Origin of the sequence: Spongiivirga sp. MCCC 1A20706, from assembly GCF_046524175.1 — a bacterium.
GTDB lineage: Bacteria > Bacteroidota > Bacteroidia > Flavobacteriales > Flavobacteriaceae > Spongiivirga.
In genome coordinates this window covers 397,836-417,316 of the sequence record NZ_JBEFZF010000004.1, presented here as the reverse complement: position 1 = coordinate 417,316, position 19,481 = coordinate 397,836, and the positions used below count along the sequence as shown (strand labels likewise).

18 protein-coding genes are annotated in these 19,481 nt (G+C 36.4%); 8 read left to right on the top strand and 10 right to left on the bottom strand.

What is annotated here, in order from left to right:
- Window position 1 precedes the first annotated feature (1 nt).
- On the bottom strand, window positions 2-1,822 hold the full coding sequence (locus ABN763_RS12160) for a T9SS type B sorting domain-containing protein (RefSeq protein WP_410485742.1): 1,821 nt from the start codon (window positions 1,820-1,822) through the stop codon (window positions 2-4).
- A gap of 132 nt (window positions 1,823-1,954) precedes the next feature.
- Here ABN763_RS12160 and folE point away from each other — a divergent pair, with 132 nt between their 5' ends.
- The 3 genes from folE to yidD all read left to right on the top strand — a co-directional run bounded on the left by folE (window position 1,955) and on the right by yidD (window position 4,465).
- On the top strand, window positions 1,955-2,632 hold the full coding sequence (folE, locus tag ABN763_RS12155) for a GTP cyclohydrolase I FolE (protein ID WP_410485741.1): 678 nt from the start codon (window positions 1,955-1,957) through the stop codon (window positions 2,630-2,632).
- 80 nt (window positions 2,633-2,712) lie between these two features.
- Window positions 2,713-4,194 carry a cysteine--tRNA ligase gene (cysS, locus tag ABN763_RS12150; protein WP_410485740.1) on the top strand — a complete coding sequence of 494 codons (1,482 nt, stop codon included), beginning with the start codon at window positions 2,713-2,715 and terminating at the stop codon, window positions 4,192-4,194.
- Window positions 4,195-4,219: 25 nt separating this feature from the next.
- Window positions 4,220-4,465, top strand: a complete 246-nt coding sequence (gene yidD / locus ABN763_RS12145) for a membrane protein insertion efficiency factor YidD (RefSeq protein WP_410485739.1) — start codon at window positions 4,220-4,222, stop codon at window positions 4,463-4,465.
- A gap of 1 nt (window position 4,466) precedes the next feature.
- On the opposite strand, the gene ABN763_RS12140 is transcribed toward yidD, so the two are convergent.
- Window positions 4,467-4,913, bottom strand: a complete 447-nt coding sequence (locus ABN763_RS12140; protein ID WP_410485830.1) for an Lrp/AsnC family transcriptional regulator — start codon at window positions 4,911-4,913, stop codon at window positions 4,467-4,469.
- 114 nt (window positions 4,914-5,027) lie between these two features.
- Here ABN763_RS12140 and ABN763_RS12135 point away from each other — a divergent pair, with 114 nt between their 5' ends.
- On the top strand, window positions 5,028-5,423 hold the full coding sequence (locus tag ABN763_RS12135) for a hypothetical protein (RefSeq protein ID WP_410485738.1): 396 nt from the start codon (window positions 5,028-5,030) through the stop codon (window positions 5,421-5,423).
- Window positions 5,424-5,430: 7 nt separating this feature from the next.
- Here the strand turns inward: ABN763_RS12135 and ABN763_RS12130 are convergent, their stop codons facing one another.
- From ABN763_RS12130 to ABN763_RS12120, 3 genes are all read right to left on the bottom strand, one after another.
- Window positions 5,431-6,783, bottom strand: a complete 1,353-nt coding sequence (locus ABN763_RS12130) for an MFS transporter (RefSeq protein ID WP_410485737.1) — start codon at window positions 6,781-6,783, stop codon at window positions 5,431-5,433.
- A gap of 159 nt (window positions 6,784-6,942) precedes the next feature.
- Entirely contained in the window at window positions 6,943-10,392 is a 3,450-nt protein-coding gene (locus ABN763_RS12125; protein ID WP_410485736.1) for a methylmalonyl-CoA mutase family protein, read from the bottom strand.
- A gap of 153 nt (window positions 10,393-10,545) precedes the next feature.
- Window positions 10,546-11,487 (bottom strand): MBL fold metallo-hydrolase, encoded by a 942-nt coding sequence (locus ABN763_RS12120; protein WP_410485735.1) that lies wholly within the window; start codon window positions 11,485-11,487, stop codon window positions 10,546-10,548.
- A gap of 35 nt (window positions 11,488-11,522) precedes the next feature.
- Here ABN763_RS12120 and ABN763_RS12115 point away from each other — a divergent pair, with 35 nt between their 5' ends.
- The gene (locus ABN763_RS12115; protein WP_410485734.1) at window positions 11,523-12,233 is read left to right on the top strand and encodes a DUF4197 domain-containing protein; all 711 of its coding nucleotides are present in this window, start codon (window positions 11,523-11,525) and stop codon (window positions 12,231-12,233) included.
- 71 nt (window positions 12,234-12,304) lie between these two features.
- Here the strand turns inward: ABN763_RS12115 and ABN763_RS12110 are convergent, their stop codons facing one another.
- The gene (locus ABN763_RS12110) at window positions 12,305-12,538 is read right to left on the bottom strand and encodes a DUF3820 family protein (protein ID WP_410485733.1); all 234 of its coding nucleotides are present in this window, start codon (window positions 12,536-12,538) and stop codon (window positions 12,305-12,307) included.
- A gap of 41 nt (window positions 12,539-12,579) precedes the next feature.
- On the opposite strand from ABN763_RS12110, the gene ABN763_RS12105 reads away from it, so the two are divergent.
- From ABN763_RS12105 to ABN763_RS12095, 3 genes are all read left to right on the top strand, one after another.
- Window positions 12,580-13,218: a GDSL-type esterase/lipase family protein gene (locus tag ABN763_RS12105; protein ID WP_410485732.1), complete on the top strand. Its 639-nt coding sequence runs from the start codon at window positions 12,580-12,582 to the stop codon at window positions 13,216-13,218.
- Between the two features lie 61 nt (window positions 13,219-13,279).
- Window positions 13,280-13,858 carry a hypothetical protein gene (locus ABN763_RS12100; RefSeq protein WP_410485731.1) on the top strand — a complete coding sequence of 193 codons (579 nt, stop codon included), beginning with the start codon at window positions 13,280-13,282 and terminating at the stop codon, window positions 13,856-13,858.
- Window positions 13,859-14,041: 183 nt separating this feature from the next.
- Window positions 14,042-14,620, top strand: coding sequence for a hypothetical protein (locus ABN763_RS12095; protein ID WP_410485730.1), 579 nt, complete (start codon window positions 14,042-14,044; stop codon window positions 14,618-14,620).
- A gap of 35 nt (window positions 14,621-14,655) precedes the next feature.
- Here the strand turns inward: ABN763_RS12095 and ABN763_RS12090 are convergent, their stop codons facing one another.
- The 4 genes from ABN763_RS12090 to guaA are packed head-to-tail and all read right to left on the bottom strand — an operon-like array spanning window position 14,656 to window position 19,379.
- Window positions 14,656-15,204 (bottom strand): DUF922 domain-containing protein, encoded by a 549-nt coding sequence (locus ABN763_RS12090; protein ID WP_410485729.1) that lies wholly within the window; start codon window positions 15,202-15,204, stop codon window positions 14,656-14,658.
- A gap of 17 nt (window positions 15,205-15,221) precedes the next feature.
- Complete coding sequence (locus tag ABN763_RS12085; RefSeq protein ID WP_410485728.1) at window positions 15,222-15,632, bottom strand: OsmC family protein; 411 nt, start codon at window positions 15,630-15,632, stop codon at window positions 15,222-15,224.
- Window positions 15,629-17,842: a LysM peptidoglycan-binding domain-containing protein gene (locus ABN763_RS12080; protein ID WP_410485727.1), complete on the bottom strand. Its 2,214-nt coding sequence runs from the start codon at window positions 17,840-17,842 to the stop codon at window positions 15,629-15,631. Before ABN763_RS12080 ends, ABN763_RS12085 begins: the two co-directional genes overlap by 4 nt.
- 4 nt (window positions 17,843-17,846) lie before the next feature.
- Window positions 17,847-19,379 carry a glutamine-hydrolyzing GMP synthase gene (gene guaA / locus ABN763_RS12075; protein ID WP_410485726.1) on the bottom strand — a complete coding sequence of 511 codons (1,533 nt, stop codon included), beginning with the start codon at window positions 19,377-19,379 and terminating at the stop codon, window positions 17,847-17,849.
- Between the last annotated feature and the right edge of the window lie 102 nt (window positions 19,380-19,481).

The window sequence follows — 19,481 nt, the reverse complement described above, 5'->3', positions numbered from 1 at the left end:
ATCAGCGCTTTAAGGTAAAGTGACCTTTGAACTCCAAAGGAACATTATCCCGAGTATAGTTAACGGTAAACCAATAGTCACTTGATGGCAATGGTTTACCGTTGAAGTTTCCATCCCATCCGTTTCCTCCTGGCGCTAACTGCTTTAGTAATTTCCCAAAACGGTCATATATAAAAATTGAATTGATAGGTACCGAACTGTCCGAAGAAATGGTCCAGGTATCATTAAATCCGTCGCTATTTGGGGTAAAAAACCTTGGATAATCTACTACAATTACTGTTTGTTGAACGCTGCCACAGCCATTTTTATCATTTACTGTGACCACGTATTCTCCTCCTCTGACGTTTTCAAAAACATTGGAATCTTGAAATACACCAGAACCTAGTTGAAATTCATAATCTCCAGGACCTTCTACTGTAACTGTGATGGTATTTCCAGCAAAAAAAGTAGCTTCAATGTTGGTAATCGTGGCGACATCAGATTCTCCAACAGTAATCGATTGTATGGTAGAACATCCTACCCCGTTTTCATTATTAATAACTTCCACACTATATTCACCAGCTGATGTTACGGTTATAGTAGGGGTGATCTCACCTGTCGACCACACATAGGAATAATTAGAATTATTATAATCGGTCCCAATTGTAGTAGTACCTCCGGTAGCACATAAAAAAGGTGCTCCAGGATCATCTAACACAGGAACAATCGGTGGCTGATACGTTACTAAGTTGAAAGTAGTTTCCGAAAAACAATTGCTATTTATAGTACTAGCAATACGTGCGGTAATCGTTTCTTGGTTAGCAATACTATTGGTAACAAAATTTGGTAGCGGACTGGCTAAAGCATTTCCATTTCCATCGGTAAAACTAACGGATACATCTGTTTGGCCTCCAATTAAAGTAGCTTCTACTGCTGAAACATCAAATTGATCGGAAATTCCTGGTGTAGCTCCATTAGGGCAGGCAAAAATATCTGCTATAGTATTGGCCACTGGAACGGTCACAAAACCTACAGTGATGGCATCTAAAAAGGTAACACCTTCATTATTTGTTGCACGAATACTATATTCTCCATCTCCTGAAGTTATTTCTAATGTCGAATTCGTTTCTGCTGCAAGCAGTTGAGCCGGCACTCCATCAGAAGTATCATTATCATAAAACCATTCGTAGGTGTCAGCATCTTCTATAGTAGCATCCAGCGTTACAGTATTGCCATCGCACTCAGAAACAGTATCAGCAAAAAAATCACGATCAAACTCACAATTAAAATTTAATGGAGGCGGGTCAGTAGTCATACTGTTATTGTCTCCGGTGTTGAAAAGGATTTGGAAAGTGTCTGCCACGTCTGAAAAACGATCAACGGCAATAAGAATCTCGTCACCCACTTGAACGTTAATCGCCCGTACTTGACCATCGCTATTCTGTTGGGTTTCACAATCATCGGTCGCATTGGAGCTCAAACCGGTTATATTCGGGCCACTAGTAGCTGGTAAGGCAAATGAAGATCTGATGGCGGTACCCAAATTATCACAATCAGCATTTAAATAAACTGCAAAATCATAATCTATAACACTATTAGACGTTTCAATTTGAAAAGTAAATTCTCCAGCGGTTTCGGCCTTAATAAAGTACCAAAGTGTACGTTGACCAGTTAAATTAGCACATACCCCCTGTATTTCTACGGGAGAAGGATCTGTTGCATTGTTATCTTGTAACGCTTGATTAGAACAAATAGGCTTAGCAATATCGCATACTTGTGCACTTAGGATATTAACTCCCAATATAGCAACAAGTAATATAAGTAGGTCCTTTGCTTTATTCATAAGCGCATAATACACACATTTCGCTCAAATATTTGGGATTAATTTGGCAAAGTCATCTATCAATATTAGATAACTTGTCCCGCAATAAATAACTATCTTTGCAATCAATTATTATTTATTTGTCTAAAAACAATGAAATTAGATAAAGTGCTGGAAGAAATTGAAGCGTTGGGTGATAGCCATGTTGGTACCTCATCTGAAACACCCTTACGAAATGATGCTTTCGAACTAGAGGACGCCACAAAAATGGATATGATAGAGAAAGACATAGCAAGTATAATGCATACTTTGGGTCTTGATATGACTGATGACAGCTTAAGAGGAACACCTCGTAGAGTTGCCAAAATGTTTGTAAAAGAAATTTTTGGTGGACTACATCCTAAAAGAAAACCTAAAGCCTCAACTTTTGAAAATAAATACAAGTATGGCGAAATGCTGGTAGAAAAAAATATAACCGTTTACTCTACTTGTGAGCATCACTTGCTTCCTATAGTAGGGCGCGCGCATATTGCATATATATCAAATGGTACCGTTGTTGGTTTATCGAAAATGAATCGTATTGTAGAATACTATGCAAAACGCCCTCAAGTTCAAGAACGCTTGACTATTCAAGTAGTTAAAGAACTTCAGCAGGTACTGAATACCGATGATGTTGCTTGCATTATTGACGCAAAACATCTTTGCGTTAATTCGCGTGGAGTAAACCATACTGAAAGCAGCACTGTTACGGCGGAGTTTGGTGGTAAATTCAAGCAAAAAGAGATTCGTCGTGAACTCTTAGATTACATCAAATTGGAAACACCTTTATAGTCAAAGACAAACATTCATCAATTATTAAATCAAACTTTTTGTAAACTTCACTTTTCTTGAAGTACACATAAACGCTATTTATGCAACCTAAGCAACAAACCATTCGCATTTACAACTCGTTAAGCAGCAAAAAAGAAGAATTTAAACCTATTAACGAATCACATGTAGGTATGTATGTATGTGGCCCTACGGTATACAGCAATGTACATTTAGGAAATGTACGCACGTTCATGTCTTTTGATATGATATTCAGATACTTTAAACATTTGGGTTATAAGGTTCGGTATGTACGGAATATTACCGATGCTGGACATTTAGAAAATGATGCAGATGAAGGTGAAGACAGAATTGCTAAAAAAGCAAGATTAGAACAAATTGAACCGATGGAAGTGGTTCAAAAATATACAGTTGATTTTCATAATATTTTAAACAAGTTCAATTTTTTACCTCCAAGTATTGAACCCACAGCAACCGGACATATTATTGAACAAATAGAGATTGTTAAGGATATTCTAGAAAAAGGACTTGCTTATGAAATAAACGGATCTGTATATTTTGATGTTGTCAAGTTTAACGAAACCAATGATTATGGTAAGTTAAGTGGTCGCAAAATAGAAGATATGATTGCCAACACCCGAGAATTGCAAGCACAGAGTGATAAGAAAAATCCGCAAGATTTTGCACTATGGAAAAAAGCAGAGCCTAAACATATTATGCGGTGGCCAAGCCCCTGGGGTGATGGTTTTCCCGGTTGGCATTTAGAGTGCACCGCTATGAGCACTAAGTATTTAGGCGAACGATTCGATATTCATGGTGGCGGAATGGATTTGAAGTTCCCACATCATGAATGTGAAATTGCGCAAGCTGAAGCTTCGTACGGTTGCAGCCCTGTTAATTATTGGATGCATGCCAATATGCTTACCTTAAATGGCAAGAAAATGGCAAAATCAACCGGGAATAATATTCTACCAACTGAAATATTTACCGGTGATAATCCGCACTTAAATAAAGCATTTTCACCTGCTGTTGCACGTTTTTTTATGCTTCAAGCCCATTACCGTAGTATTTTAGACTTTAGTAATGACGCCATTCTTGCTGCGGAAAAAGGTTATAACCGTTTAATGGACGGAATAGAACTCATCGCCTATCTGAAGGTATCTGATAGTTCATCAATTGATATTGCAAAATGGGAACAGCAATGTTATGATGCAATGAATGACGACTTTAATACACCAATCCTCATTGCTCACTTATTTGAAGGAATTAAGTATATCAACTTAATTAAAGAAGGAAAAGAGACCATAGATCAAGAGGGGCTTCAAGTGTTAAAAAATACTATGAATGTTTTTACTTTTGATGTGCTAGGACTTGAAAACAAATCTACTGCTAGTGGCAATGGTAAGGAAAAATTGGGTGGTGTAGTAGAGCTACTTATCAAATTAAGAACAGAGGCCCGTCTCAACAAAGATTTTGCTACTTCTGATAAAATTAGAAATGAACTTACCGAACTAGGTATCGAGCTTAAAGACGGTAAAGATGGTACCACATTTACAATTAGCTAGGTACTTAAACGCAGATCAGTATAGCATGTTAAAAAAGATTTTGATAGCACCTTTCATTTTTCTTGTAAGAGTGTATCAAACTGTTATTTCGCCTTTAACTCCTGCAACCTGTCGCTATTCACCAACATGTTCACACTATACTATAGAAGCATTAAAAAAACATGGCTTGTTCAAAGGAGGTTGGTTGGCGACAAAGCGGATTTTTAGCTGTCATCCTTGGGGAGGTTCAGGTTATGATCCTGTTCCAGAAAGAGATAATAACGAAGCTTAAGTTAGATCTGATTCTCACTTATTAATCTATTGTCAACCACATGTGATAATACAATATGGGTTTTAGTTTCACCATAGGTAATGAGTTTATCAATGAGTTCTTCTAAATGAAATTGATCTCGAAGTACAACTTCCATAATGATATTTTCATTGCCTGTTATGCGATAGCAGTTCAGTACTTCTTTAAAATCTGATACTTTGGCAAGAAAAGGTTTTAATCTTCCCATAAAAGCTTTTAGGGTGATTACCGCTTTTAACTGATTCGTTGTTTTATTGTGGTCTATTTTGGCGGTAAATCCTTTGATTAACCCCTCATCTTGCATTTTCTTAATGCGCTCAGCAACCGCAGGAGAGGTAAGACCCACCGTACGACCGATTTGAGCATTGCTTTGTCTTGCATTTTCATGCAAACATTTCAAAATTTGCCAATTTAAAGCATCTACCTCCATATCAAAAGAAATCATCTTATAAAACATTCAAATTTAAAGTAAAAAAAATATATGCTTTCGATTTTAAATATAAATCTTTAAAACCCTCACTAACTTTGTATTATTAGTTAGATCATGTCACAGCATATTCACTCTTATTTTTCGGAAATGCCTTTATATCAAAAGGCGATGGATATTATTGTGCTTTCCAGAAGTATATCCACATACATCAATCATGATCTTTGTACCTTATCTGAAAATGGTGAAGAAGACGAACATATTTATTTCTCTGGAGATATCGTTCAACAATCCGCTTGCTTAACTCCTGAAATCGTAAATGCAGAGCGCGCTCGTTTTTCTGATAAAAAGCATGAGCATGTCGAAGCCGTAAATCGTTTGGTAAGTAAACTATACAATAATTGCAAACGGCTAGAAAGGATAAACAGCAACGGAAAGGATTACCTACCCATTTTAAAGAAAGAGCTCAAAAAGTTTAGAAAGTTACAGCGCACTTGGATGCTCACACTCTAAACTGATATTAAGAAACAACCGCTCTTTCTGAGATTTCTTTTGGTTTGTTTTTAGCCTTTAATCTATTGATTAACAGAAAAATCGTTATCAATAAAAAAATAAACCCACCAATAGTAAAAATAGTAGTAGTGATACTTTCAAATAATATTCCGCCTAGAATCAAACCTAACATACTCGCAAAACTTCCCATACTATTTCCATATCCTTGTATTTTACCTTGAATGCTCTTATTTCCCGTCCCTGCCAGCAACGCCAGAAAACTAGGCCACATAAGTCCATTACCTATTGATAACAGGGTACAAGCTAAATACAGAATAAGGATATTGATACTGGATAACATCAGAAAACTCACAGATAGAAAGATAGATCCTACTAATATTAATCCATAGTTGGACCACTTTTTTGATAAACGAGATAGTATTGGTCCTTGAACAACGATCATAATAAGGCTGGAATAAGCAAGGAAAATGCCCAGCTGCGATGCTGACCAATCTAAAATTGTATTTGCATATATTGGTAATCCAGCATAGAATAGACTAAAAGCCAGAAAGGTTAAAAAATAAACCGAATACAAAATAGGTACTCCCGGTACTTTTAAGATTGTCTTGAAACCTTTTTGCGACTCCTTTATCTGCATCTTTTCACCTTTTGTATAACAATCCTTATGTTCTACTTGAAAAAAACGACGAAACGATTTAATACCTGCATCTCCGGTATCAACAACGCAAGGGTTGCTCTCTTTTAATCGCGTATTAATTACAATAATTGCAATTAACGAAATTATAGCCGCTAACAATAATGGCAAAACTTCACCTAGTATAGTTGAGGCAAGAACTCCAGCCAATGCAGGGCCTAATACAAATCCTGTACTGGTAGATGACCCCATTAGTCCGAAATTCTTATTTCTATCTTCATCGGTTGAAATATCGGATAAATAAGCATTTGCTACAGAAACATTTCCCCCTGTAAATCCGTCAAAAATTCTGGCGAGGAATATAACAAGCAATGGTAAGGTCATTACATATTCACCTGTAACATCGGTGCTTTGCTCCCACAGTGTTGTTTTTGGTAAAACAAATGCCAATAGAAAAAGTAACCAAGCTATGAATGTTCCAACCTGAGAGATTATTAACACCTTTTTTCTTCCTATTTTGTCCGATAACCCTCCAAGAATAGGGGCTCCTATAAACTGAAAAAACGGATACATAGCACCTAAAATCCCATAAACAAAGCCATTTCCTCCCAGGTCTATCACAATAAAAATAAGAATCGGAATTACAATGCTATAGCCAAGTATTCCGATAAAATTCACAAGAAGAATTGGGAAAATTTTTGACTTTAAAAAACCTGAGATAGCCATTAAGTAGTTGGTTTGTATAAAGATAATGAATTAACAAAGCATTTCTTGACACAAGAATTCGCTATCCAACCTACCATTAATACGATCGCGATACTAAACGGGACACGCAATTCGTATTCCTCGTATAGCAGTGTCGCTTGTAATGAGTTGCCTCTCTGCCTACATATTTCTTCTATACTGCCCTCCTACTTCAAAAAGAGCTTTGGTTATTTGGCCTAGCGAACAAACTTTAGTAGCCTCCATTAACTCTTCAAAAATGTTTTGGTTATTAATGGCAGCATGCTGCACTTTCTTTAAAGCTTCAGTTGCTTTATCCTTAGAAGCGATGTGTAAATTGTTTAATGTAGTTATTTGGAATTCTTTCTCCTCCTCAGTTGCCCTAATAACTTCAGACGGAGTAATTGTCGGTGAACCTTTACTACTTAAAAAAGTATTCACACCAATAATTGGAAACTCTCCCGTGTGCTTCAACGTCTCATAGTACAAACTCTCTTCCTGTATTTTGCTACGCTGATACATGGTTTCCATCGCGCCAAGAACACCACCTCGTTCTGTAATCCTATCAAATTCTAACAACACTGCTTCTTCAACAAGATCGGTCAACTCTTCAATAATAAATGAGCCCTGAATGGGGTTTTCGTTTTTTGCTAACCCCAATTCTTTATTGATAATGAGTTGTATTGCCATAGCCCTGCGCACAGACTCTTCTGTTGGCGTAGTGATTGCTTCATCATAGGCATTGGTATGCAATGAATTACAGTTATCGTAAATGGCATACAACGCTTGTAGGGTTGTTCTAATATCATTAAAATCGATCTCCTGAGCGTGTAAGCTTCTACCTGATGTTTGAATATGATACTTTAACATTTGAGCACGAGAATTTGCCCCATATTTAAGTTTCATCGCCTTTGACCATATTTTTCGCGCTACTCGACCAATAACAGCATATTCTGGGTCAATTCCATTGCTAAAAAAGAATGATAAATTAGGTCCGAATTTATTAATATCCATTCCTCTACTCAAGTAGTACTCTACATAAGTAAATCCGTTGGCTAAAGTAAATGCGAGCTGAGAAATGGGGTTGGCCCCGGCTTCAGCAATATGGTAACCTGAAATAGAAACAGAATAAAAATTCCTGACATTTTCTTCTATAAAATACTGCTGAACATCACCCATTAATCGCAGAGCGAATTCAGTCGAGAAAATACAGGTATTTTGTGCTTGATCTTCCTTTAAAATATCAGCTTGCACCGTACCACGAACTTGCGATAGGGTTTCAGCTTTTATTTTACCATAAACTTCCGTTGATAGCACTTGATCACCTGTTACTCCAAGCAGCATCAATCCTAATCCATCATTACCTTCAGGTAAATCACCTTGATATCGAGGTCTATCGATCCCTTTTTCCTTATAAATCGTGGCTATTTTTGCTTCTATCTCCTGCTCAAGTCCTTTTTCTTTTATATACTTTTCACAATTTTGATCGATAGCCGCATTCATAAAAAAACCTAATAACATAGGTGCAGGCCCATTAATCGTCATACTAACAGATGTCATTGCATGCGAAAGGTCAAAACCAGAATATAGTTTTTTCGCGTCATCTAAACAACAAATAGAAACCCCTGAATTACCTATTTTTCCATAAATATCTGGACGATGATCGGGGTCGTTACCATACAATGTTACCGAATCAAATGCCGTGGAAAGTCGTTTTGCCGGCATACCCAGGCTTACATAATGAAAACGTCGGTTTGTACGTTCGGGTCCACCCTCACCTGCAAACATTCTAGTTGGGTCCTCACCTGTTCTTTTAAACGGATATAAACCGGAAGCATAAGGAAATTCTCCAGGAACATTTTCCTGCAAACACCATCTTAAAATATCACCCCATGCTTGATATTTTGGCAACGTAACTTTAGGAATATCAATATGTGATAGAGACTTTGAATGTGTTTCTATTTTAATCTCCTTATCTCTTACCTTAAAGGAATAAATAGGCTGTTTGTATTTATTCACTTGCTCGCTCCAACCGAGGATCGTTTCCCAATTATAAGGATCAAGATCCATTTTGGTTTTATTAAATTGGGCAATTAATAGATTCGTAAAGTCACGATCTTCATTCTGCACTTGCTTCAGAATCTCATTTTCATCGAGACCAGTTTTCGTTAGAAAAGACCCTTCCACACCGCTCAAGTTAACATTACTAACTGTTTCAACAGTTTTATAAATGCCATATAGCTTTTGTGCAACATCTACTTGTGCATCAACCGTTTTATCATAAGATCTGTTATTTTCAGCGATTTCAGAAAGGTATCTAGTTCGCGCCGGGGGAATTACAAAAATCTTCTCGCTCATCTCTTTTGATATCTCGAAAGTCGATTTTAAACTGACTGCGGTAGCTTCATTTACCTTGTCCATAATCGCCTTATAGAGCGTATTCATACCTGGATCGTTAAACTGAGAAGCTATGGTACCGAATACAGGGAGTTCCTCCTGAGGAGTATCCCATAAGTTATGGTTGCGCATGTATTGTTTTTTGACATCACGTAAAGCGTCTAATGCACCCCTTTTATCAAACTTATTAATGGCGACTAAATCAGCAAAATCGAGCATGTCGATCTTTTCTAATTGCGTTGCGGCACCAAACTCGGGTGTCATAACATATAAAGAAACATCACTATGTTCTAAAATTTCCGTATCACTTTGACCAATTCCTGAGGTTTCTAGAATGATCAGATCATAATGTGCTGCCTTTAAAACTTCAACAGCTTCATTCACATATTTTGAAAGTGCAAGATTAGACTGTCTTGTTGCCAACGAACGCATATACACTCTTGGCGAATTAATGGCATTCATTCGTATGCGATCTCCTAATAATGCGCCACCTGTTTTTCTTTTGGAAGGATCGACTGATACCAAACCAATCGTTTTTTCAGGGAAATCTACTAAAAAACGTCTCACTAATTCGTCAACCAGACTTGACTTACCAGCACCACCAGTACCTGTAATACCTAAAACTGGGGTAACTGAGTTTTCATTCTTTTTATGAATAACATCTAGTGCCTTTTGCGCAACATCTGGAAAGTTTTCAGCTGCTGAAATGACTCTCGCTATAGATTTTGGATCTTTTCTTTCCAGTACATCTACCTCTCCATTCAAGCGATCTCCGATAGGATAGTCCGATTTTTCAACAAGATCATTAATCATACCCTGTAAACCCATTTCGCGTCCATCATCAGGTGAATAAATTCTTGTTATTCCATAATCCATTAACTCCTGAATTTCTTCTGGAAGAATTACACCTCCGCCACCGCCAAAAATCTTAATATGACCTGCACCTTTTTCCTTCAGCAAATCATACATATATTTAAAATATTCATTATGTCCCCCTTGGTACGATGTCATTGCAATGGCATTTGCATCTTCTTGAATTGCCGTATTCACCACTTCTTCAACACTACGGTCATGTCCCAAATGAATAACCTCTACCCCAGTACTTTGAATAATACGCCGCATAATATTGATTGCGGCATCATGTCCATCAAACAATGAAGCTGCAGTTACAATTCGTACTTTGTTTTTGGGCTTATAGGGCGCTATTTGTTCCATTGATAAAATTAAGTCAATTTATTGCTGTAAAATTACAGATTTTTCAATAAACACGAAGGTTGATTAGCAATTCTGTAATTGTCATCTTTGTTAAATAGTTGCTTTTTTTTTATTAATTGAAAAGATTAATAAAGAATATGACAAATAAGACATTTAAAGTGGCAAATTCATTCCCCTAAATGCAAATTGATAACCTTCTTTTTCTAACTTTCTTCGTGCTCCAAAATTTAACTCTAGGACTGGATTAGAATGATTGAAATGAATAAAAACAATCTTCGACCTCTCCTTGTATGTTTCATCTTTGAACAGATCGACGGTTTCTTGAATAAACGGGTGAGGTACTTCTGACATGGGTCTTGGAATTTCGCCATCAGCAAAAAAGGTAGCATCTATTAAAGCATAGTCTACCTTTTTAACTTCATCTACAATATTTTTGTTCCACTTTTCCCATTTATCAATATCAGGAATAAACAATGCCGACTTATTAGGTCCTTCAATCTTATATCCCACGGTTTCAGAAAATTCATCTCTATGTGGAACCAGAAAGGGAGTCACTTTTAATCTTGAAGTTATATTGATAGTACTATCCTTAAATATTGTGTTTAACTGAATATTTTTCAGTTTTACTAACTGTAACCATGGACCATTATTTTCTAAAAATTGTCTCATTTTAGGCATAGCATACACCGGAATGTTTACAGCTCCCATAGCTTCACGACCAAAATGCATAAGACCGGCATAATGACCTATGTGTGCGTGAGTGAGAAAAACACCGTCAATAATATGCTGTGTTTTTAAATGTTCATTTTCTAAGTGATTTAACTGAAATGGCATGTCGGGGGTAGCTTCAAAAAGAAATTTCTTACCATTATAGGTATCGACCAGCCCTAAAGAAACAACGTATTTCCTATTCTTACTATCTTGCTTAACCGCTTCAAATTCTTTAGGATTGTTAATATGTGGGTAACCACCATCTTGTACAATTCCTAAAACGGTCAAATAGATTTTTGAACCTGCCGCTGACGATTCTTTATCCTCAGTCTTATTTGTGCATCCTACAACCAATAGCAATAAAAAGCAACGTATATAATTCATTATATTTGAATTGATTGATCAAACATACCCAAAAAATGAGAAAAATTTTACCAGTCTTAATCATCTTTACTATCACTTCATGTGCAGAATTACAACAAGTTGTAAATCAACTTCCGCAAGACGGAGGGGTTTTATCAAATGCTGATATTGGTGCTGGTTTACGCCAAGCATTAGATTTCGGTATCGACAAACAGGTCACAAAACTCACCCAAACAGATGGTTTTTATAAAAATGAGCTAGTGAAAATTTTACTCCCAGAAGAACTGCGAAAAGTTGATAAAACACTACGTGACATTGGTCTTAATAAATTGGCCGATGAAGGTTTAAAGGCACTTAATAGGGCGGCTGAAGATGCAGTCAAGGAGGCTACCCCAATCTTTGTTGATGCCGTAAAGGGAATCACCTTTAATGATGCTAAAAATATTTTATTAGGTGAAGACAACGCTGCCACACAATATCTGGAAACGAGAACAAATGCTGCTCTTTATGACAAGTTTAATCCTGTGATTAAACAATCGTTTGGAAAAGTAGGAGCTGACAAAATATGGACCAACCTTATCACCAAATACAACGGTCTTCCCTTAGTAAATGATGTGAATCCTGATCTAACTGATTATGTTACAAATGAAGCATTGAAAGGTGTTTATACCATGATAGCAGTGGAAGAAAAAGAGATCAGAAATAAGATTGGAAGTCGAACCACTGATTTATTAAGAAAGGTTTTTGCACTACAAGATGGGCGTTAATAGGCTATAGTAATTGACTTCATGTAGCAGTTGATTCAATCCATATTTTTTTGGTTGATAAATTTCCAAATCTAACTGTTTATTTTTTGCTTTAAATCAGCTAATAAGGAATCTAAACCGTTCGATTTCATATCATGAACTGATCGCATCATCTCCCCTAGTTTACCTTTGGGAAACCCTTTTTGTCGAAACCAGGTATAATAATATTCAGGGATATCAACTAAATACCAATCTTTATACTTCCCGAAAGGCATTTTGTACTGTATTAACTTTATTAAAGCTTCTTTGTCAGGTTTAAACTCCATTTACTACAAAAGTATTGGTAAATTTAAACCAAATATTCCTCATGCGACACTACTTAATACTATTCATATTGTTCCCATTTTTTTTATTCTCACAACATAAGCGAGCCCTCAAGCAAGAGGTGAATGCTCTAAGCTTAAAATATAGTTCTTATCAAAGCAATACTGACAATATTATTTTTACAGGTAGTAGCAGTGTTCGCATGTGGCATGCTATTAATAGTACATTTCCAGAAGTCTCCATACTGAATACTGGTTTTGGTGGCTCTGAAATGATTGATCTTATCAGACATAGAAATAAACTCGTAAGAGACTTTAAACCGATAAAACTTTTTATTTATGAAGGAGATAACGATATAGCCAGAGGCACTTCTCCTAAAAAGACTTTGAAACACTTCAAACGTTTTATACGTTGGACTAAAAGGCGTTTACCCAATACTAAGCTCTTCATTATATCGCCGAAACCCAGCATCGCTAGATGGCATTTAAAAGGAGAATACGTTAAGTTAAATAATGCTTTAAAAGACTTATGCCTAGCAGAAAACCTTTCTTTTGTTGATGTTTGGTCCCCAATGATTGATAATGATCGCCCGATTCAGGATATTTTTTTAGACGACGATCTGCATATGAATGAAAAGGGATATAAAATTTGGAAAAAAGTGATAAGTTCCTTCATAAATTAACCAGAACATCATAATTAACGATCCAAAAAAACGTTATAATTGCGTATATAATTTAATCATAATGAAACTTTACAAACTACTTTTTGCAAGCACCTTACTATTGTTTATCTCTTGTAATAGTGATGATACAGAATCTGATGTAAATACAGATACTAATAGCCTAGTTGGCACTTGGGATACTTCAAGCATAGAAACAGAAGGTACAACAGCGATATCTCTGGAAGGTATTTCAATTTCAACAACGTTCACTGGTACTTCAAAAGACGAAGATCTAGCCTATACTTTCACTGAAAACACGATTTCATTTGAAGGTGGCTATACAACTGTTTTAACAATCAGTGTTCCGGGCCAAGATCCGATAACGGAAGAGGCCGTAGTACCTGATTCAAACGGTAGCACAACCTATATCTTAGAAAATGGGAATACCTTAGTTTTAGGGGAGGATTTTTTCAACTACAGCGACTCAAGTGGCGTCGAGATCGCTGAAAATGTGCAGTTCGATGAAAACTCCACTGTGATAAAATCAATTTCTGAAACAACAATGGTCATAGAATCTGTAAGCAAGGGTACATATGAACAACAAGGTGCAACAGTTGAATTTGATCTTAAGGCAACAGCAACGCTAACGAAAGTAAATTAATAAAATAGGTTATTTTTTAAGGTATAGCGATTATCATATTGTTGATAATCGCTATACTTTTTAGATAAAAATCTGCGAAATATGACATTTAGGGAATAGAAATTGCCTCATGTGTCGAGAAATAATCTAGTATTACAATAAATTCGTATATCTAAACGTACATATTAAAACTATTTGTAAATCATGAAATTTTTAAAATTGCTTTTTGCCGCTACTCTTTTACTTTTTGTTTCCTGTGATTTAGATGATGGTAATGATAATCCCATTAACAATAATAGTATTGCCGGCACTTGGAATTTAGTCAGTGTTGAATTTGATGGAAATGCCACCACTACTGTTCAAAATATCCCAATAGTTACCAGTTTTGATTCAGTTTCTAAGGACGAGAATTTTGACTGCGTGTTTGAAGAAGGGCCAGAAACTGTGAGCTGTAGCGGAAGTTACACATCGGTCCTTACCATCAGAGTACCTTCTTTGGATGATATCGTTGAAGAAACACAAGTACAAGCACCTTCCGGATCAACTACTTATCAAATAAGCGGCAATGAATTGGTCCTGGGAAATAACATATTCCAACCAGATATTGTTGATCTTATTGAAGGGGCTCAGAATATAAGTTTTCGGGAAAATAAAATCACTATTCTTAATATAACAAGTCAAACACTTGTATTGGAAATTACCACAGAGGGTAGTTTTGATGTTGAAGGCACTCCTAGTATATTTAATTTTAATTCTACGATTTCCTTCGAAAAAGCAAATTAGACCTATACGATCATTATTGATTTATGGCGAACTCTTTATTGATAGTCGCTATATTCTTTTAAAAGGGCTGCTACTTTTGCCTGCCAAATTTTTTGTTGATTAGTATTAATAGAATAGTTAGTCGCCTGATCATAGTTCTTTTGAAACTCCTTTAACTGCTTTACCGTATTGGAGTAGAGTGTATTCATCTCTTTTTTAATGTTGGGTGTAAATTTGTAATTAGAAATACGTTTACGAAGCATTCTAGCATGTAGTTCGGCGATATCAAAATGAAGTTGTTCATGTGCTAATAAAGCCTCATCAGCTAGCTGCTTTTTGTACCATGATTTTTCAGGAATAAAATAACAATGTACTTGACTTTCATAAGTTACTTTCTGACCAACTAAACTGGCAGAGAAACCATGATCAATTCCTGAAGCTGTAACTGCTGCTGGCGACGAATGAATCTCAGGCTCCCCTCTAAAATCATTCCATGTTAGTTTGCGTTCGGAACTCCAACGAATCGTATTTTCATCTTGTGCCGCGATAGTATTAAAAGAAAAAAGCAACCAAACAATAACCACTATTGTAAATTGCTTTGTCATTTTCTTTGTCTTACGAATTACTCTTTTTTGCCCCAAATGAAAGTCACAACCTTTTCAATATCGGGATGCAAACTATAGTGCACAGGACAAGTATTAGCAGTATTTTCGAGAATTTTCTTAGTCTTATCATCAAAATCAAACGGCATATTCAATACGACTTCAATCTTACTTATTCGCCTAGGATTTGAAGCCATATGCTTTGTAACTTGAGCAGATGCATGCAGCATATCTAGCTCCATATTTCTAGCCTTAATTCCCATTACTGTGAGCATACAACTGGCAAGTCCAGTTGCTACAGTATCTGTTGGAGAAAACGCTTCTCCTTTTCCATTATTGTCGGTTGGTGCATCCGTGATAAAATCGTTGTTCGACTTTAAATGTACACAGGTCGTGCGAAGGTCGCCGTCGTATCTTACTATAGATGTCATCGTACTTCTTTGGTTGAAAATCCGTCGTATTTCATGATATAAACTCCACTGTTATAAAATGCTTTGTCATTCATACGCTGATAATGAAACTTATTCTCAACATACTCCGTCTCTCCTATAAGGTATGAGCTTGATTGCATATTCTTATTATATGCAAGTCTTAGCAGTGTATCCACTGTTAAGTCATAACCTCTCACCGCCCATTTACTAGGAGCTATATAATATGTTTGTTTATATGCTTTTTCAAAATCGTTGTTTCCTCCTAAAGTTTGTACTTTTTCTACTGAGGGAAAATGGAAGCTTAAGTTAGCCAAATGCGAATTAGATATTACTTCTTCTTCATAAAAACTAGCTTTCAAAGTTGTAAATAGGGTAATATTAAACTCTTCGATCACAAAAGCATTGAGTAACGAAGTAACGTTTGCTCCGAGCACTTTACTATTCGTTTCTAATAAGACCCAGTACTCCTTTTCTTTAACCAACAACTCCTCCAGTACGTCTCTTTTGACGAACTTCCCTCTGTTCTCTTCTTTTTCTTTCTCAGTTTGTATCAGGTCGATACTTAATGCATCTGGGAATTCTAACAGGAGTTGCTGCTTAATAGCTTCCTGATCTTCATCAGCAATAATAAGTAATTCTCGTTCGCCAATATTATTTTTGATATAGTTTATCATCTTCCCTCGAAGCACGTTGGTTGGCGGCATTGTTTGAAAAATATTGTTATAAAGCTGTTGGTCTTTAGATACTAAAGGAGACATTACAGGAATATTTAACGAACGTAAATGTCCGGCTACTTTGTTGACGTTGGTTTGGATAAAAGGCCCAATGACAGCATCGGTATTTTCAAAGTCTTTAATCAACAAAATATCATCTAACTTTTTATTATTGAACTCGACATCATACACCGTTAAATTGGTTGATAAGCCATAGGTTTTTGCCTTCTCAACCGCCATTAAAACACCCGTATAAAAATCCAAAGTATTTGCTATTAGCTCATCTGCTTTAATTTTTTCACGCGCATCAGCTGGATTTTGTAAGTCGACCTCATTTAACTTGAAAGGAAGCATCACAGCGACATTTGATGTATGCCCCATTTGAATGCTGTCAATTAGGTTAAAACGTTCTGTCAATAACAAATCAGTCACGTTAAAATCACCCTCACTATTTTTAGGGATTTTTAAAATCATTCCTTTTTTAAGTCCGCCTAAAGCATCAATTTCAGGATTCAGTAAACGAATGGTATCTTCATCCAAACCTAGTTTTACCTTCAATCGATAAAAACCTTCCGCTTGTTTTACTTCATAATAATGGTAATTGTCATCAACCTTGTCCGTTTCATCAGATGATTTATTGGGAACCAAAATAATTTCACCCTCTTGAAGCATCTCTCCCATTTGTGGATTGTACAATGCCAACTCTTCTTGGGTGATTCCAAATTTATAGGCTACCCGCCATTTCCCTTCTTTGGGTAAAACGATATACTCTACAAGATCAATATTTGCAAAAGGAGACTCTTCTTTTATCTGAATGTATTCAGGAATTTGAAGTCTGTCACCCTTCTTCAATTGAGAACCATATAAAAATCGATTGTATTTTTTAATAGAATCGATCGCAATGTTGTATTTCTGCGACAAACTAAACAACGTTTCTCTTTTTCTGGCTTTATGTTTTTTAAAGCCAACCAACGAGTCTTTTATTGTAGGTTTCCGTAAAGCTGACAACGAAGGTATTTGTTGTTGAACCTGTTCCTCAGGCATTTTAGGAGTATCATCACCTAGCGGTATTGTTACCGTGGTAACTTCTTCCTTATATTGAGGAATTTTGATTACACTACCCTTTTGCAACTCATCAACATATAAGGTAGGATTATGCTTTTTAATATCATCTATGCTGACCTTAAACTTTTGAGAAATTCCAAAAATGGTCTCTTTACGTTTTACCTTATAATCAACAAAAGAAACGGTTCTCAGTGGTTTTTTATCACTCACCAAGGCGTTGGAGGGTATGCGCAGCACCATCGTAGTATCTATGCCGTCTTTAGCATTAGGATTTAACTTAATAATGTCAAACGGACTTACTTTATACGCCCTTGCAATACTCTCTAATGTTTCATTTTCCTGAACGCGATGTCTTCTATAATTTTCGTCCTGAGCATAGGATAATTGAAATCCTAGAAAAAGCAGGATGATCACACTTAAAATCTTATTCATATAATTATTCCCATTCAATAGTAGCTGGTGGCTTTGAGCTAATATCGTACACTACTCTATTAACGCCTTTTACCTTATTTATTATTTCATTTGATATTTTTTGCAGAAACTCATAGGGTAAATTAACCCAATCTGCAGTCATACCATCAGTACTTTCTACGGCACGTAATGCCACGCACTTTTCATATGTACGTTCATCGCCCATCACTCCGACGCTGTTAACCGGTAATAACATTGCACCTGCCTGCCACACAGCATCATATAAACCATGCTCTTTCAATCCGCTAATAAAAATATGGTCTACCTCTTGTAAAATACTCACTTTTTCGGCGGTTATATCTCCTAATATACGAATTCCTAAGCCTGGACCGGGAAACGGGTGTCTTCCCAAAAGTTCCGGATCAATCCCTAAGGATGCTCCTACTCTTCTCACCTCGTCTTTAAACAACATTTTTAAAGGCTCTACAATCTTCAATTTCATATAATCTGGAAGGCCTCCCACATTATGATGACTTTTTATAACTGCTGAAGGGCCGCCTGAGGCTGAAACTGATTCGATACGATCTGGATAAATTGTACCCTGACCTAACCACTTTGCATCTTCTATCTTATGCGACTCGTCATCAAATACCTCTATAAAACTTTTACCTATGATCTTACGTTTTCCCTCAGGATCAGACTCTCCTGCTAAAGCTTTCAAAAAACGTGCCGAAGCATCAACTCCTTTAACGTTAAGGCCCATTCCTTCGTACTGTTTGAGCACATTTTCAAATTCATTTTTGCGTAAAAGTCCGTTATTTACAAAAATACATTGCAAATGATCTCCTATAGCTTTATTCAGTAGCACAGCGGCTACGGTAGAATCCACTCCGCCAGACAAACCAAGAATTACCTTTTCATCACCAATCTCATCTTTCAACTCTTGCACTGTTGTTTCAACAAAGGCATCAGGAGTCCATTCTTGTCGTAAACCAGCAATTTTAACCAAGAAATTCTCCAGTAATTTGGTCCCATCTTTCGAGTGGTATACTTCAGGATGAAATTGAATCGCATAGGTGTCTTCGCCACTAATTTTATATGCAGCATTATCAACATCAGCAGTACTTGCTAGTTGTACTGCATTTTCAGGAAGTTCTTTTATCGTATCAGAATGACTCATCCATACCTGACTTCCAGCCTTTATACCTTCAAAGAAAGGCTCGTTATTCTTGATAGAGGCAAGATTAGCTCTACCGTACTCTCTTGTATTGGATTCTGCTACGCGACCTCCATTAAAATGTGCTAGGTATTGCGCGCCATAACAAACTCCAAGAAGCGGAATTTTTCCCTTAATTTTTGATAAATCGGGATGCAAGGCTTGCTCACTTCTCACCGAAATTGGCGAACCTGAAAGAATAACCGCTTTAAAAGGTGATAAATCTTCTGGAACTTTATCATATGGCTTAATTTCACTATAAATATTAAGCTCTCGGACTCTTCGGGCAATAAGCTGGGTGTATTGCGAACCGAAGTCTAAAATAAGGACGTTGTCTTGCATGCGCAAAAATAGGATTTCAGTAGAAAGTGCAAAAGTTTCAAAGTGGAAAGTTTTAAGTCCTAAACATTTACTTTTTAACAAAAGAAAAATTCAATAAAACGG